13 protein-coding genes and 1 tRNA gene are annotated in these 13,771 nt (G+C 62.7%); 12 read left to right on the plus strand and 2 right to left on the minus strand.

The features are described from left to right. Positions 1 to 416 precede the first annotated feature (416 nt). From AC1D10_RS28045 to AC1D10_RS28055, 3 genes are all read left to right on the plus strand, one after another. Positions 417 to 611, plus strand: coding sequence for a hypothetical protein (locus AC1D10_RS28045; protein WP_477277680.1), 195 nt, complete (start codon positions 417 to 419; stop codon positions 609 to 611). Between the two features lie 36 nt (positions 612 to 647). Further along, positions 648 to 884 carry a hypothetical protein gene (locus tag AC1D10_RS28050; RefSeq protein WP_477277682.1) on the plus strand — a complete coding sequence of 79 codons (237 nt, stop codon included), beginning with the start codon at positions 648 to 650 and terminating at the stop codon, positions 882 to 884. A 106-nt stretch (positions 885 to 990) separates the two neighbouring features. After that, positions 991 to 1,091: transfer RNA gene (locus AC1D10_RS28055), tRNA-Val, on the plus strand. Between the two features lie 61 nt (positions 1,092 to 1,152). On the opposite strand, the gene AC1D10_RS28060 is transcribed toward AC1D10_RS28055, so the two are convergent. Next, a complete protein-coding gene (locus tag AC1D10_RS28060) occupies positions 1,153 to 1,950 on the minus strand; it encodes a M15 family metallopeptidase (RefSeq protein WP_477277684.1) in 798 nt (265 codons plus the stop codon). Positions 1,951 to 1,980: 30 nt separating this feature from the next. Then, complete coding sequence (locus tag AC1D10_RS28065; protein ID WP_477277686.1) at positions 1,981 to 3,141, minus strand: dihydrodipicolinate synthase family protein; 1,161 nt, start codon at positions 3,139 to 3,141, stop codon at positions 1,981 to 1,983. A 243-nt stretch (positions 3,142 to 3,384) separates the two neighbouring features. Here AC1D10_RS28065 and AC1D10_RS28070 point away from each other — a divergent pair, with 243 nt between their 5' ends. The 9 genes from AC1D10_RS28070 to AC1D10_RS28110 all read left to right on the plus strand — a co-directional run bounded on the left by AC1D10_RS28070 (position 3,385) and on the right by AC1D10_RS28110 (position 13,770). Beyond that, positions 3,385 to 4,443 (plus strand): LacI family DNA-binding transcriptional regulator, encoded by a 1,059-nt coding sequence (locus tag AC1D10_RS28070; RefSeq protein WP_477277688.1) that lies wholly within the window; start codon positions 3,385 to 3,387, stop codon positions 4,441 to 4,443. Continuing rightward, a complete protein-coding gene (locus AC1D10_RS28075; protein WP_477277690.1) occupies positions 4,440 to 5,456 on the plus strand; it encodes a Gfo/Idh/MocA family protein in 1,017 nt (338 codons plus the stop codon). The genes AC1D10_RS28070 and AC1D10_RS28075 overlap by 4 nt, the downstream gene beginning before the upstream one ends. After that, on the plus strand, positions 5,453 to 7,054 hold the full coding sequence (locus AC1D10_RS28080; protein ID WP_477277692.1) for an acyl CoA:acetate/3-ketoacid CoA transferase: 1,602 nt from the start codon (positions 5,453 to 5,455) through the stop codon (positions 7,052 to 7,054). Before AC1D10_RS28075 ends, AC1D10_RS28080 begins: the two co-directional genes overlap by 4 nt. Continuing rightward, positions 7,047 to 7,823, plus strand: a complete 777-nt coding sequence (locus AC1D10_RS28085; RefSeq protein ID WP_477277694.1) for an enoyl-CoA hydratase/isomerase family protein — start codon at positions 7,047 to 7,049, stop codon at positions 7,821 to 7,823. Before AC1D10_RS28080 ends, AC1D10_RS28085 begins: the two co-directional genes overlap by 8 nt. 14 nt (positions 7,824 to 7,837) lie before the next feature. Continuing rightward, positions 7,838 to 9,349: an aldehyde dehydrogenase family protein gene (locus AC1D10_RS28090; RefSeq protein WP_477277696.1), complete on the plus strand. Its 1,512-nt coding sequence runs from the start codon at positions 7,838 to 7,840 to the stop codon at positions 9,347 to 9,349. Positions 9,350 to 9,408: 59 nt separating this feature from the next. Beyond that, positions 9,409 to 10,662, plus strand: a complete 1,254-nt coding sequence (locus AC1D10_RS28095; RefSeq protein WP_477277698.1) for an ABC transporter substrate-binding protein — start codon at positions 9,409 to 9,411, stop codon at positions 10,660 to 10,662. Between the two features lie 90 nt (positions 10,663 to 10,752). Continuing rightward, the gene (locus AC1D10_RS28100) at positions 10,753 to 11,709 is read left to right on the plus strand and encodes a carbohydrate ABC transporter permease (protein WP_477277700.1); all 957 of its coding nucleotides are present in this window, start codon (positions 10,753 to 10,755) and stop codon (positions 11,707 to 11,709) included. Further along, on the plus strand, positions 11,706 to 12,650 hold the full coding sequence (locus AC1D10_RS28105) for a carbohydrate ABC transporter permease (RefSeq protein WP_477277702.1): 945 nt from the start codon (positions 11,706 to 11,708) through the stop codon (positions 12,648 to 12,650). Before AC1D10_RS28100 ends, AC1D10_RS28105 begins: the two co-directional genes overlap by 4 nt. A gap of 4 nt (positions 12,651 to 12,654) precedes the next feature. Then, complete coding sequence (locus AC1D10_RS28110) at positions 12,655 to 13,770, plus strand: ABC transporter ATP-binding protein (RefSeq protein WP_477277704.1); 1,116 nt, start codon at positions 12,655 to 12,657, stop codon at positions 13,768 to 13,770. Position 13,771 lies beyond the last annotated feature (1 nt).

The raw sequence follows: 13,771 nt of genomic DNA on the forward strand, positions 1-13,771 counted from the left end.
CCGGCAAACGGGGTGGTTTTGCCGGCTGGCAAATTATAGGCCGTTTATTCGAATATTCAATTTCTCTAAAATGATCCGTGTGAGCCGCAACCGACCGTGCTGCCGCTCGCGGATCGGGACGGCCGGTGCGGCCTACGGCCGGTTACAAAACCTCGGTTGACCAATGCATTGATCAGCGTCGAAGCGGTCGAGGTCCTACATAAAACCATAGGAAGAAGTCCGCCACAGGAGCGACCTGCGGCGGTTCTTCAAGCGTTAGCTAATGCAGATCTTTCAGCGATAGCTAATATAGATGAGCCAGCGTCATCCAATCGAGGGATGGCGCGACTTAACCCCTGCTCCACCTAATGGCAAGGCAGGGCGGCAACCCGGTTTTGCTGCCCAGGGGGCCTGCTGGCTCTAGGGGGGGGCTAAATATGAGCAAAACGACTCTCATGCTCGCTATCCTCGCGATCAGCATCGGCTGTGCCGATGCCAAGGACCGTAAGGTGAACTTGCCGGTTTGCACCGCGTCAAGCTCACTCGCCGACGTCCTGGGTGGCAAGTGCTACCTCGTCAAAGGTTCGATGATCTACGGCGACATCGCCGATCTTTCCCAGATAGTCAGTTAGGCTGGTGGCGGAGCTGGCGGTCTGTGAAGGATGCCCTTGGGCTATAAGCCGGCAATGACCTACATGGTGAGCGTGTTCGAGAAGCCGCACTGGCGCGCTGAGCTGACCACCAAGGACAAGGAAAAGGCGCTCGCGCTCGCTAAGGAGATCGGCGACAAGGTGCGGATCGAGGAAATCACGCCAAAGCCGAGGAAGCGCCAGAGGTCCGGCAGGCATTTCGACTGTACGATTTTAACCAAGGCGCATAGGGCCGCTTCAATACGTCAAAGTTGAAATGCGTCGCAGTTGCATAACTGCTAATATCACGATGGCAGGGCTGCCTTCGCGGAATGGCCGGCGCCTGTTGTATGGGCTTTGTGATAAAGGCGCCGCCTGACAGGGGGGTGAGAGCTCGCCGCTTCGCAAATGGAGCGACGGGCCGTCGACGAGCACTGCATCGACATTGCAGGGGTCACAGGTTCAATCCTGTCACTCCCACCATCCCATCCAGACAATCAATACATGGCGCCCAGTTTCCGCTGCTCAGCCATCCAAGGGTCGGCTATCCCTGCTTTTCCTTGTAGATCAGCAATTCAGGCCGATATTCGAAATGCATGGTGTCGTAGTGATACCAGCGCCCACCCCAGATAAACCCCTGTCCTTCAAACAGCGTGACGATTGAAAGGGGAATGCGGTTCTTGAACGGGATACGGCCCTTGCCATTGGGCTTGTTCCAGAACCAATAGTCGGAATAACCGACATTGATGTCGAATGCGGCCCCGAAGGAATGGACGCTGAGTTGATCCGTACCGGCGATGACCCGCCAATTGAAACCGCCGCCCGGCTTGAGGCCGAAGCGGCTTGTGTCGACGGGCATGTCTTGCAAGGCATTCGAGATTTTGGAGAGGCGCGCGTCAATGCCGAAGAGCGAGGTTATCCGAACCGGATACTTGCCCAGTTTGGGCAGCCATTTGACGCTTGTTAAATGATGGCCGACCGCTGCGGCACTGGCCCCATAAAGTTTCTTGAAAAAAGCCTCGTTGCCAATACGCCCGGGATCGAAATCCACGTCAGGGATTAGGTCTCCGGCACTGGCCGTCGGATAGACGTAGTGAAACATGTCCTCGATATCGGGGGACTTGATCAGCTCCTCAGGGGTGCGGGTCTTGCCATCATCCCACACCATTGTGGCACCATCCGACCACGTCACTGTGTTGCCCGAGATGGTAAAAAGGCCGGGATAGGCTTCAAGCAGGGCAGCCTTGGCGCCAGCCTGATCGACGCCATCACCGCCTTGCGCAGATGATAGGGGAATCGCCGCCAGCAAAACCACGAAAACGATGGAAATCCTTAGCTTCATTGCCGTATGGCCTCAGCGCACGAGCCCCCATTATTCCGAAATGCCCGCTACGGCGCAAAGACCTTTCATCCTGGCGACCGCCAGATCCGGATCGGCCAGCAATCCTGCCTGGTCGGCAAGGCAGAAGACATCGGCGTAGTGACGGATGCCGCGCGCCGACTGCATGCCGCCGACCATCGCGAAATGATCCTGGTGGCCGTTCAGCCAGGCCATGAAGACGATGCCGGCCTTGTAATATTCGGTCGGCGCTTCGAAGATTTTTCGTGACAGCGGCACGGTCGGCGCCATCAGTGCGTCGTAGCCGGCGCGGTCGCCGTTCGCCAGCTTGGCCAGCGCCGCATTGGCGACCGGCGCGATCGCGTCGAAAATGCCGAGCAGCGCATGCGAGTGTTTCCTGCCGTCACCCGCGATCAGTTCGGGATAGTTGAAGTCGTCGCCGGTGAACATGACGACGCCGTCCGGCAGCCGGTTCCTGAGCGCGACCTCCTTGCTGGCATCGAGCAGCGAGATTTTTATCCCTTCCACCTTGCCGGCGTGACGTTCGATGATGGCGACGACGGTATCGAGCGCTGCCTCGAAATCGCTGCTGCCCCAATAGCCCATCAGTGCCGGATCGAACATGTCACCCAGCCAGTGCAGGATGACCTTGCCGGACGCCTGGCTCAGAATGCGGTCGTACACACGCGCATAGTCGTCCGGGCCCCTGGCGATAGCCGCCAGCGCGCGGCTGGCCATCATGATCGCCTTGCCACCCTGCCCTTCGATGAAAGCGAATTGCTCTTCATAGGCGGCGATGACATCGTCGAGAGTCCTGGCGGCGCTTGCCACCAGATGGTCGGTCCCGGCACCCGAAGCGAGATCGGCGCCTTCGACGGTGCGCGCTTCCGCGATCGAGCGGCGGATCAATTCCTGGGCATTTGTCCAGTCGAAACCCATGCCGCGCTGCGACGTGTCCATCGCCTCGGCGATGCGGAACCCCAGCCGCCACAGATGATGCCGGAAAGCCATGGTCCTGTCCCAGTCGACCACGGGCCGCGACCATGGATCGGTCATATCAAGCGGATCGGCAACGACATGGGCGGCGGCATAGGCGATGCGGGAAAACCGCGCGCCGATCACCGGCTGCACCGGCTGGCCGACCAGCGCGTAGCGGCTGTTGCGGCCACCCTCACCAGGCAAGACAATGTCCATAGTTCTCTCCCCTTTTGCAGCGCCTATAAATGGAACGTTCCAATAAATCAAGAACCTTTAGGAGTCAGGACCCATTCACTGGCAAATGCTGCGCCGCAGCACAAAAAGCCTTGTAAAATGGGCTGTCCGGCCTTTCCTGATCAATTTTTCAAATTCAGAACGAACCCCGATTGACTCCGGGCGGGAGCAGTGATTAGAACGTTCCAATAGATTGACCTAGAAAACCGGGGAGGATGCATCTGGATGGCCAGCCGGGCCAAGGCGACGATATTCGACATCGCCCGCGAAGCAGGCGTGTCCAAATCGACGGTATCGCTCGTGCTCCAGGGCAGCGGGCTGATCCGGCCTGAGACCGCGGTCAAGGTTCGCAAGGCGATCGAGGATGTCGGTTACGTCTACAACCGCGGCGCCGCCAATCTGCGCAAGGCTCACTCCAACGTCATCGGCATGGTCATCAACGATCTCACCAATCCTTTCTTCGCCGAACTGGCGGTCGGCATGGAGCGCGTCTTCCAGTCGGCAGGCATCGTGCCTTTCATCGCCAACACGGCGGAAAATCCGGTGCGCCAGGAAGAAGTGCTGAAATCGCTGATGGAACAAGGTGTCGCCGGCCTCATCGTGTCGCCGGCGCGCGGCACGACGCCGGGCGCCTTCCGGCGGCTGGAGACGGCGGGTGTTCCGGTCGTTTTCGCCATGCGCCGCCTGCCGGAAAGCCGCATCCCGGTGATCGCGCCCGACAATCATCGCGGCGCCTACCTTGCCGCCGCCCATCTCATCGGCAAGGGCCACCGCCGGCTGGCCTTCTTTGGCGGCTCGTCCGACCTCGTGGTCTATCACGAGCGGCTGGGCGGCTTTCGCGAAGCCTGCGAAACGCTTGGCATCGCCGCCCGCGACATGACTGTCGTCGAAGGAGAGACCAGCCGCAGGGGCGGCATTGCTTGCCTGGAAAACGCTCTGTCGCTGCCCGAGCCACCGACCGCGGCCTTGTGCTTCAATGACGCGGTCGCATTTGGCGCCATGCTGGCGCTGCGCAAGCGCGGGCTTGAGCCGGGAGCGGATTTCGCCGTCGTCGGCTTCGACGATGTGGTCGAGGCCGAACACTACACGCCGGCTTTGACCAGCGTTTCGGTGGACACCGCCGGCCTTGGCGAGCGTGCCGCCCATGTCATGCTGAAAATGATCCAGTCGCGCACCACGCGGGCCGAGGATCATATTGGTGCGGTCAATCTGGTGGTCAGGGAAAGCTGCGGTCCAGACCGCCGCACCCGAAACAGGCCCACAGGAATGGGAGACGCGGCATGAGCGTCAGATGGGGCTTGATCGGCGCCAGCACGATCGCCAGACAGTTCATGATCAACGCCATCCGCGCGCAGGGCGATGGCGAGATCGCAGCCGTGATGAGTTCCAACCCCGAGCGCGCCACCGCCTATGCCGGGGAAAACAGCATTCCGCTGGCTGTCTCGACGCTTGATGCTCTGCTCGGTGCCGATATCGACGCCGTCTACATCTCGACCACCAACGAACTGCATCTCGAACAGGCACTCGCTGCCATCAAGGCGGGAAAGCATGTGCTGTGCGAAAAGCCGCTGGCGCTGACCAGCGCCGACGCCCGCACAATGGTTGCCGCGGCAAAAGCCGCCGGCATCGTGCTCGGCACCAATCACCATCTGCGCAACGCCGGCGCGCACCGCGCCATGCGTGACGCGATCGCCGCCGGCCATATCGGCAAGCCGATCGCCGCGCGCGTCTTTCATTCCGTCTATCTGCCGGAAAATCTGCAGGGCTGGCGCATCACCAGGCCGGAGGCCGGCGGCGGCGTGGTGCTCGACATCACCGTGCACGATGCCGACACGCTGCGCTTCGTGCTCGGCGACGATCCGGTCGAGGTCTCGGCCTTCACGCAGTCGGCCGGCATGGCCGGCAGCGGGCTGGAAGACGGCGCCATGTGCATCTGGCGTTTCAGATCCGGCCTCATCGCGCAGTCGCATGAAGGCTTCACCACCAAATTCGCCGGCACCGGCTTCGAGGTGCATGGCTCGGAAGGCTCGCTGATCGCCAGCAACGTGATGACGCAGAAGCCGGTCGGCTCGGTGTTGCTGCGCACAGCCAACGGCGAGGAGGAGCTGGGCTTCGACCGCGAGGACCTCTATTCCCGCTCGTTGCGCCAGTTCCACGCCGCGATCCGCGGCGACGGCCAGCCTTCCGCCACCGGCGAGGACGGCATCTGGTCGCTCACCGCTGCCGAGGCCGCACTGCAATCGGCCAGCTCCGGCACAGCCGTCAAGATCGACCCGAAACTCGGGAGCAAGAATTGAGCAAGGTCGTTTCCGCAGCCCAGGCAGCAGGCCTGATCAGGGATGGCATGGTCGTGTCCGTGTCGTCGTCGAGCGGTCTCGGCTGTCCGGATGCAGTGCTGGCCGCCATCGGCGAGCGCTTCGACAGCGAAGGCCATCCGAAGGACATCACCACGCTGCACCCAATCGCCGCCGGCGACATGTATGGCATCAAGGGCATCGACCATCTGGCCAAGCCCGGCCTGCTGAAGCGCACACTGTGCGGCTCCTATCCGTCAGGCCCCTCCTCGTCCGAGCCGCCGCAGATCTGGAAGATGATCGGCGACAATTCGGTCGCCGCCTACAACGTGCCGTCTGGTATCCTGTTCGACATGCACCGCGAGGCCGCGGCCAAACGGCCGGGCGTGCTGACCAAGGTCGGCCTCGACACCTTCGCTGACCCGCGCCACCAGGGCTGCGCCATGAACGCGGCCGCCAGCGAGCCGATCGTTTCGGTTCAGCAGTTCGACGGCGAGGAATGGCTCTATTTCCGCTCGATCGTGCCGCATGTCTCGATCATCCGCGCCACCACGGCCGACGAGCGCGGCAACCTCACTTACGAGCATGAGGGCGCCTATCTCGGCGGGCTGGAGCAGGCGCTGGCCGCCCATAACAATGGCGGCGTCGTCATTGCGCAGGTCAAGCGCGTCGTCGAGAACGGCACGTTGAAGCCGCATGACGTGCGCGTGCCCGGCGTGCTGGTCGACCACATCGTCGTCGCGCCCGACCAGTTGCAGACGACGCTGACGCCCTATGATCCGGCAATCTCCGGCGAGATCTTCCGGCCGCTGTCAAGCTTCCGCAACGCCGAAATGAACGTCCAGAAGGTGATCGCGCGCCGCGTCGCCATGGAGCTTCGCGACGGCATGGCCGTCAACATCGGCTTCGGCATCTCCGCCAATGTGCCGCGCATCCTTCTCGAGGAAGGCCAGCACGGCAAGGTCACCTGGGTGATCGAACAGGGTGCTGTCGGCGGCGTGCCGCTGCTCGACTTCAAATTCGGCTGCGCCTCGAACGCCGAGGCGATCATGCCCTCGCCGCACCAGTTCATCTATTTCCAGGCCGGCGGCTTCGACGCTTCGCTGTTGTCCTTCCTGCAGATCGACCGCCACGGCTCTGTCAACGTGTCGAAGCTGTCTGCACGGCCGCATGTCACCGCCGGGGCCGGCGGCTTCGTCGACATCACGGCGCGGGCGAAGAAGATCGTCTTCTCCGGCTTCTTCAATGCTGGGGCAAAACTCTCATTGGCCGATGGCGGCATCCGCATCGACCAGGAGGGCAAGGTCAAGAAAATCGTCAGCGAGGTCGAGCACATCTCCTTCTCGGGCAAGCGCGCGGTCGCGCAGGGGCAGGACATCACCTACGTCACCGAGCGCTGCGTGATGAAGCTGACGCCGGACGGTTTGGTCGTCACCGAACTCGCACCCGGCATCGACCTGCAGCGCGATGTGCTGGCCCAGGCCGAGATTCCGCTCGGTATCGCCAAGGACCTCAAGACGACACCGGGAGCTCTCTACCAGGATCGGTTGATCGGCCTGACGCTGAATGGCGGCGCCTCGCTTGGAGGCGCGCATGACTGATCGCCTCGTCACCTTTGAAACTGAAGGCGCCATCGGCATCGTCACTTTGCGGCGGCCGGAAAAGTTCAACGCGCTTGATATTCCGATGCTGCGGGCGCTGGAGATAGCGCTCGACGAGGCGGAGGCGGCCAACGATGTGCGCGTCGTATTGCTGCGCGGCGAAGGCAAGGGCTTTTGCGCCGGTGGCGATGTCGAGGCGTGGGCGCAGATGAGCGCCGCCGATTTCCAGGTGCAATGGGTACGCTACGGCCACCGCGTCTTCGACCGGCTGGCGCGGCTGCGGCAGCCGACCATCGCCGTGCTGTCCGGCCATGCGCTGGGCGGCGGGCTGGAACTGGCGGTCGCCTGCGACTTCCGCGTTGCGGAGACACACGTCAAGCTCGGATTTCCGGAAACCTCGATCGGCGTCGTCCCGGGCTGGTCCGGCACGCAGCGTGCCGTACGCCGCTTCGGCGCGCAAACAGTGCGGCGCATGGCATTGGGCGGCGAGATTCTGCTTGCTCCCGAAGCGCTGGCCCTTGGCGTGGTCGACCGGGTGGTCGAAACCGGCAGCGGCCTGACCGAAGCCAGGGCCTGGGCCGGAAAGATCGCCGAGCGCGGCCCGCTGGCGACAGAGGCCGCCAAATTGATGATCGCCGTGGCCGAAGGCGAGGAAAGTGCCGCCGCGACCGAAGCGCTGGCCAGCGGCTTCATCGCCCTGACCGGCGATCTCAAGGCCGGCGTCGGTGCTTTCAAGACCAAGCAGAAACCCGCATTTTCAAGATCCTGAGGATTCCGAACTAGATGAACGCCCCCCTCAACATCATCATGCCCGCCGAGGCATCCGCAGCGCCAGGAACCTATCGGCTGCTGATCGACGGCAAGCATGTCGATGCCCGCGACGGCCGCACGCTGGAGCGCAAGAGCCCAGGCCACGGCTTCACCGTCTCGCATTATGCACAGGCCGGCGAAGCCGAAGTCGAAGCCGCGGTGCAGGCCGCGCACAAGGCGTTCGACACCGGTCCGTGGCCGCGCATGAAAGCGTCCGAGCGCGCCGCGATCCTGCTCAAAACGGCCGATCTGATCGAGGCACGGCTGGAAGATATCGCACGGCTCGATGCGCTGGAATCGGGCAAGCCGATCGCCCAGGCGCGCGGCGAGATCGGCGGCGCCGTCGACATCTGGCGCTATGCCGCCTCGCTCGCCCGCACGCTGCACGGCGAATCCTACGCCAATCTCGGCGACACCATGCTGGGTGTCGTGCTGCGCGAGCCGATCGGCGTCGTCTCGATCATCACGCCGTGGAACTTCCCGTTCCTCATCGTCAGCCAGAAACTGCCCTTCGCGCTGGCCGCCGGCTGCACGGCGGTGGTCAAGCCGAGCGAAATGACCTCGGCCTCGACCTTCGTGCTCGGTGATATCCTGATGCAGGCCGGCCTGCCCGCCGGCGTCGTCAACATCCTCGCCGGCGTGGGCGCCGATGTCGGCGCACCGATGGTCAGCCATCCGCTGGTCGAGATGGTCTCGTTCACCGGCTCAACCCGCGTCGGCAAGACGACCATGGCATCGGCCGCGCACTCGCTGAAGAAAGTCTCGATGGAACTCGGCGGCAAGAACGGTCAGATCGTCTTCCCCGATGCGGACCTCGAAGCGGCCGCCGACGCGGCGGTGTTCGGCGGCTTCTTCAATGCCGGCGAATGCTGCAATGCCGGCAGCCGGCTGATCGTGCACGAGGCGATCGCCGACGATTTTCTCAGCACGGTCAAGGCGCTCACCGCCAGGGTGACCGTCGGCGATCCGCTTGATGACAGCACCAAGGTCGGCGCGATGATCTCTTCAGACCATCTGGCCAAGGTGACAGACTACGTCGCGGCAGCGGCAAGCAACGGCAGCAGCGTCTACAGCGGCGGCAAGCAGTTGGCCTCGAATGCCGGCCAGTACCTCGATCCCACCATCATCCGCGGCGTCACCGAGGACATGGCCATAGCGCGCGAGGAAGTGTTCGGGCCAGTGCTCTCGGTGCTGACTTTTGAATCGATTGAAAAGGCGTTGCACATCGCCAACAACACGCCTTATGGTTTATCTGCGGGCGTATGGAGCGCCAGCATCGACACCTGTATGTCGGTGGCGCGGAATGTGCGTTCGGGAACCGTCTGGGTAAACACGTTCATGGAAGGTTATCCCGAGCTGCCATTCGGAGGCTACAAGCAGTCCGGTCTCGGACGCGAACTCGGCAAACGCGCTGTCGAGGATTATACCGAAGAAAAGACAATCCAGTTTCATCGCGGCCAGCGCACCGGATGGTGGGTCGGCTGAGTTGAGAAGAACCCGGCGGGCATCCGCCGGTCGTGTAGATGCAACAAGGGAGGAAGTACATGTTGCGCAAACTTCTTATTGGAACGGCTCTCGCATCGGGCCTTGCTTTCGCGGCCCATGCCGAGGACGTCAAGGAAGTGCAGATGCTGCATTGGTGGACGTCGGGCGGCGAAGCGGCTGCTCTCAACGTCCTCAAGCAGGACCTGGCCAAGGAAGGCTATGCCTGGAAGGACGTGCCGGTGTCCGGCGGTGGCGGCGACCCCGCAATGGTCGCGCTGAAGGCAATGGTGGCAGCCGGCAATCCGCCGACGGCTTCCCAGATGCTCGGCTACACCGTGCTCGACTATGCGGCAGCCGGCAAGATGGGAGACCTCACCGCCATCGCCGTCAAGGAAGGTTGGGACAAGGCTGTTCCCGCGGCGCTGCAAAAGTTTACCATCTATGAAGGCAAATGGGTCGCGGTGCCCGTCAACGTCCATTCGGTCAACTGGCTGTGGATCAACAAGGCGGTGATGGACAAGATCGGCGGCACCGAGCCGAAGACCTTCGACGACCTCATTGCCCTGCTCGACAAGGCCAAGGCGGCGGGCGTCATCCCGCTCGCTCTCGGCGGCCAGAACTGGCAGGAAGCCACCATGTTCGACTCGGTCGTGCTGTCGACCGGAGGACCTGAGTTCTACAAGAAGGCCTTCAACGACCTCGACGACGCTTCGCTCAAGTCCGACACGATGAAGAAGTCGTTCGACAACCTGGCCAAGCTCGTCACCTATGTCGACCCGAACTTCTCGGGCCGCGACTGGAACCTGGCCACCGCCATGGTCATCAAGGGCGATGCCCTGGTGCAGGTCATGGGCGACTGGGCCAAGGGCGAGTTCCATGCCGCCAAGAAGACCCCGGGCACCGACTTCCTGTGCTATCGCTTCCCGGGAACCGACGGCAGTGTCGTTTATAACTCCGACATGTTCGGCATGTTCGATGTTGCGGACGATCGCAAGGCCGCCCAGGCCGCACTTGCGACCGCCACCCTGTCGAAGAGCTTCCAGTCGGCCTTCAACGTCGTCAAGGGTTCGGTTCCGGCCCGTACCGACGTGCCTGACACCGACTTCGACGCTTGCGGCAAGAAAGGCATTGCCGACCTGAAAGCCGCTAACGAGAAGGGCACGCTGTTCGGCTCGCTTGCGCAGGGTTACGGCGCGCCTCCGGCGATCGCCAACGCCTACAAGGATGTCGTGACCAAGTTCGTCCACGGCCAGATCAAGACCTCGGACGAAGCCGTGACCGAACTGGTCAAGGCGATCGACGACGCCAGGTAAGCGTCACACACCCAAAACGCCTTCCCCGCTCCGGCGGGGAAGGCTCCGATCCGCGAACCTGGTTGGCCTCGCGTCGACGGGAGGAGCCCTATGAGCACGGTAGCAACAAGCCAGATCAAGCTGACGCCGGAGCACGCCCGTCCGCGCGCCTCTGTGCGCTCGCGCCTGCAGGACGCGCTACCGAAGATCGTGCTGGCGCCGAGCTTCGCCATCACCATCGTCTTCGTCTACGGCTTCATCCTGTGGACGATCTATCTGTCCTTCACCAATTCAAAGACCTTCCCGTCCTATGTCATCACCGGTCCCCGCGCCTATCGGCGGCTGTGGGGCTGGACCTTCGACACCGACCCGCCATCGAGCTGGTACACGTCGATCACCAACATGGGCATTTTCGGCTTTCTCTACATCTTCATCTGCCTGGCGCTCGGCCTGTTCCTGGCCATCCTGCTCGACCAGAAGATCCGCGGCGAAGGCGTGCTGAGGCCGATCTATCTCTACCCGATGGCGCTGTCCTTCATCGTCACTGGCGTTGCCTGGAAATGGTTCCTCGATCCCGGCCTCGGCCTCGAGCAGACATTGCATCAATGGGGCTGGACGAGTTTCCATTTCGACTGGATCAAGAACAAGGATTTCGTCATCTACACCGTGGTCATCGCCGGCGTCTGGCAGGCCTCCGGCTTCATCATGGCGATGTTCCTGGCCGGACTGCGCGGCATTGACGGCGAGATCATGAAGGCGGCGCAGATCGACGGCGCCACCACCTTCCAGCTCTATCGCCGCATCGTCATTCCGCTGCTGCGGCCGATCTTCCTGTCGGCCTTCATCGTGCTCGCACACCTCGCCATCAAGTCGTATGACCTTGTCGTGGCGCTGACCAGCGGCGGCCCCGGCGGCTCGGCCTGGCTGCCGTCGAACTTCATGTATGAATACACTTTCAAGCGCAACGAGATGGCCGTCGGCTCGGCCAGCGCCGTGATCATGCTGATGACCATCGTCGCCATCATCGTGCCGTACCTCTATTCCGAACTGCGGGAGAAGCCGCGATGAGCGCTGTCACAACTCCCGCCCGTCAGTCCTCCGGCGGCGTCAACGTCAAGATCATCAACCGCATCATCATTTACGGGCTGCTGGCGCTGTTCGCGCTGTTCTACCTGATGCCGCTGTTCGTCATGCTGGTCACCTCGTTCAAGACCATGGACGAGATCCAGAACGGCAACATGCTGGCGCTGCCGCAAGCGCCGACCTTCGACCCGTGGCTGAAGGCCTGGGGCGAGACCTGCGTCGGCCTCACCTGCGCCGGCATCAAGGGTTATTTCTGGAACTCCATCAAGATGGTGGTTCCGGCGGTGCTAATTTCGACCATGCTCGGCGCGCTCAACGGCTACGTGCTGACCAAATGGCGTTTTCGTGGCGCGACACTGGTGTTCGGGCTGATGCTGTTCGCCTGCTTCATCCCGTTCCAGTCGGTGCTGTTGCCGATGGCGACGATCCTAGGCAGCATCGGCCGTTTCGGCGTGACGCTGCAGAATGCGACCGGAACCAGCTTCGGCCTCGGCAACCCGACGGTCAATCTGGTCTTCGTCCACGTCGTCTACGGCATCGGCTTCACCACGCTGTTCTTCCGCAACTATTACGAGGCGTTCCCGACCGAGCTGGTCAAGGCGGCGCAGGTCGACGGCGCCTCCTTCTTCCAGATCTTCCGCCGCATCATGCTGCCGAACTCGATGCCGATCTTCGTCGTCACCGTGATCTACCAGTTCACCAACATCTGGAACGATTTCCTGTTCGCCTCGGCCTACGCCGGAACCGGCGACGCGATGCCGATGACGGTGGCGCTCAACAACGTCGTCAACACCTCGACAGGCGTCGTCGAATACAACGTCAACATGGCGGCCGCGATGATTGCGGCGTTGCCCACCCTTCTCGTCTATGTGCTCGCCGGCCGCTATTTCGTGCGCGGTCTGATGGCGGGCGCCGTCAAAGGATAATCTGATGGCTTTTCTGGAAATTGATGGCCTGAGAAAGCGCTTCGGCCAGGTCGAGATCCTCAAGGGGATCGACGTCGAACTCGATAAGGGCGGCTTCCTGGTGCTGGTCGGCCCGTCCGGCTGCGGCAAGTCCACTTTGCTCAACACCATCGCCGGCCTCGAAACGATCACTTCGGGCGAAATCCGCGTCGAAGGGCGCGCCATCAACGATCTGCATCCGTCGAAGCGCGACATTGCGATGGTGTTCCAGAGCTATGCGCTCTACCCGAACATGACGGTGGCCGGGAACATCTCCTTCGGCATGGAGATGCGCGGCGTGCCGGCGGCAGAGCGCCAGAAGGCGATCGACAAGGTGGCCAAGGTGCTGCAGATCGGCCACCTGCTGCAGCGCAAGCCGAGCCAGCTTTCCGGCGGCCAGCGCCAGCGCGTCGCCATGGGCCGGGCGCTGGTGCGCGACCCCAAGCTGTTCCTGTTCGACGAACCTTTGTCCAACCTCGACGCCAAGCTGCGCGTCGACATGCGCATCGAGATCAAGCGCCTGCATGCGACCACCGGCACCACCATCGTCTATGTCACCCACGACCAGATCGAGGCGATGACGCTGGCGACCAAGATCGCCGTCATGCGCGACGGCGAGGTGCAGCAGTTCGGCACCCCGGCCGAGATCTACAACAACCCGACCAATCTCTTCGTTGCCGACTTCATGGGTTCGCCGGCGATGAACCTGATCCCCGCGACGATCGGCACCAACGGCAACGCGCTGTCCGTCGTGCTGCAGCGCGAGGCGCGCGACCCGATCTCGCTGCCTATGGCCAACGCACCGGCAGGCCTGTCGGCATTCCAGGGCAAGCCGATCATCTTCGGCGTCCGCCCCGAAGCCCTGACCGATCCGGAAGGCGCGGAGCGCAACGCCTCCAACATCGCCACCGCCGACTGCCATATCGAGGTTGTGGAACCGGCAGGCTCGGACACCTTCGCCGTCACCAATCTTGGCGGCAAGGGCGTGGTGGCGCGGCTGCGCGCCGACGCCAACATCCAGCCCGGCACCAGCACGCCGCTCGCCTTCAACCTGACCAAGGCGGTGTTCTTCGACCCGGCGACCGAGAACCGCATTCGCTGAC

The organism is Mesorhizobium sp. P2_A8 (assembly GCF_056404935.1).

What these genes read in the sequence shown, in the direction of transcription:
- AC1D10_RS28045 (WP_477277680.1), top strand. Translation starts at nt 417, where the DNA reads ATGAGCAAAACGACTCTCATGCTCGCTATCCTCGCGATCAGCATCGGC.
- AC1D10_RS28075 (WP_477277690.1), top strand. Translation starts at nt 4,440, where the DNA reads ATGAGCGTCAGATGGGGCTTGATCGGCGCCAGCACGATCGCCAGACAG.
- AC1D10_RS28070 (WP_477277688.1), top strand. Translation starts at nt 3,385, where the DNA reads ATGGCCAGCCGGGCCAAGGCGACGATATTCGACATCGCCCGCGAAGCA.
- AC1D10_RS28095 (WP_477277698.1), top strand. Translation starts at nt 9,409, where the DNA reads ATGTTGCGCAAACTTCTTATTGGAACGGCTCTCGCATCGGGCCTTGCT.
- AC1D10_RS28105 (WP_477277702.1), top strand. Translation starts at nt 11,706, where the DNA reads ATGAGCGCTGTCACAACTCCCGCCCGTCAGTCCTCCGGCGGCGTCAAC.
- AC1D10_RS28065 (WP_477277686.1), bottom strand. Translation starts at nt 3,141, where the DNA reads ATGGACATTGTCTTGCCTGGTGAGGGTGGCCGCAACAGCCGCTACGCG.
- AC1D10_RS28100 (WP_477277700.1), top strand. Translation starts at nt 10,753, where the DNA reads ATGAGCACGGTAGCAACAAGCCAGATCAAGCTGACGCCGGAGCACGCC.
- AC1D10_RS28060 (WP_477277684.1), bottom strand. Translation starts at nt 1,950, where the DNA reads ATGAAGCTAAGGATTTCCATCGTTTTCGTGGTTTTGCTGGCGGCGATT.
- AC1D10_RS28110 (WP_477277704.1), top strand. Translation starts at nt 12,655, where the DNA reads ATGGCTTTTCTGGAAATTGATGGCCTGAGAAAGCGCTTCGGCCAGGTC.
- AC1D10_RS28090 (WP_477277696.1), top strand. Translation starts at nt 7,838, where the DNA reads ATGAACGCCCCCCTCAACATCATCATGCCCGCCGAGGCATCCGCAGCG.
- AC1D10_RS28085 (WP_477277694.1), top strand. Translation starts at nt 7,047, where the DNA reads ATGACTGATCGCCTCGTCACCTTTGAAACTGAAGGCGCCATCGGCATC.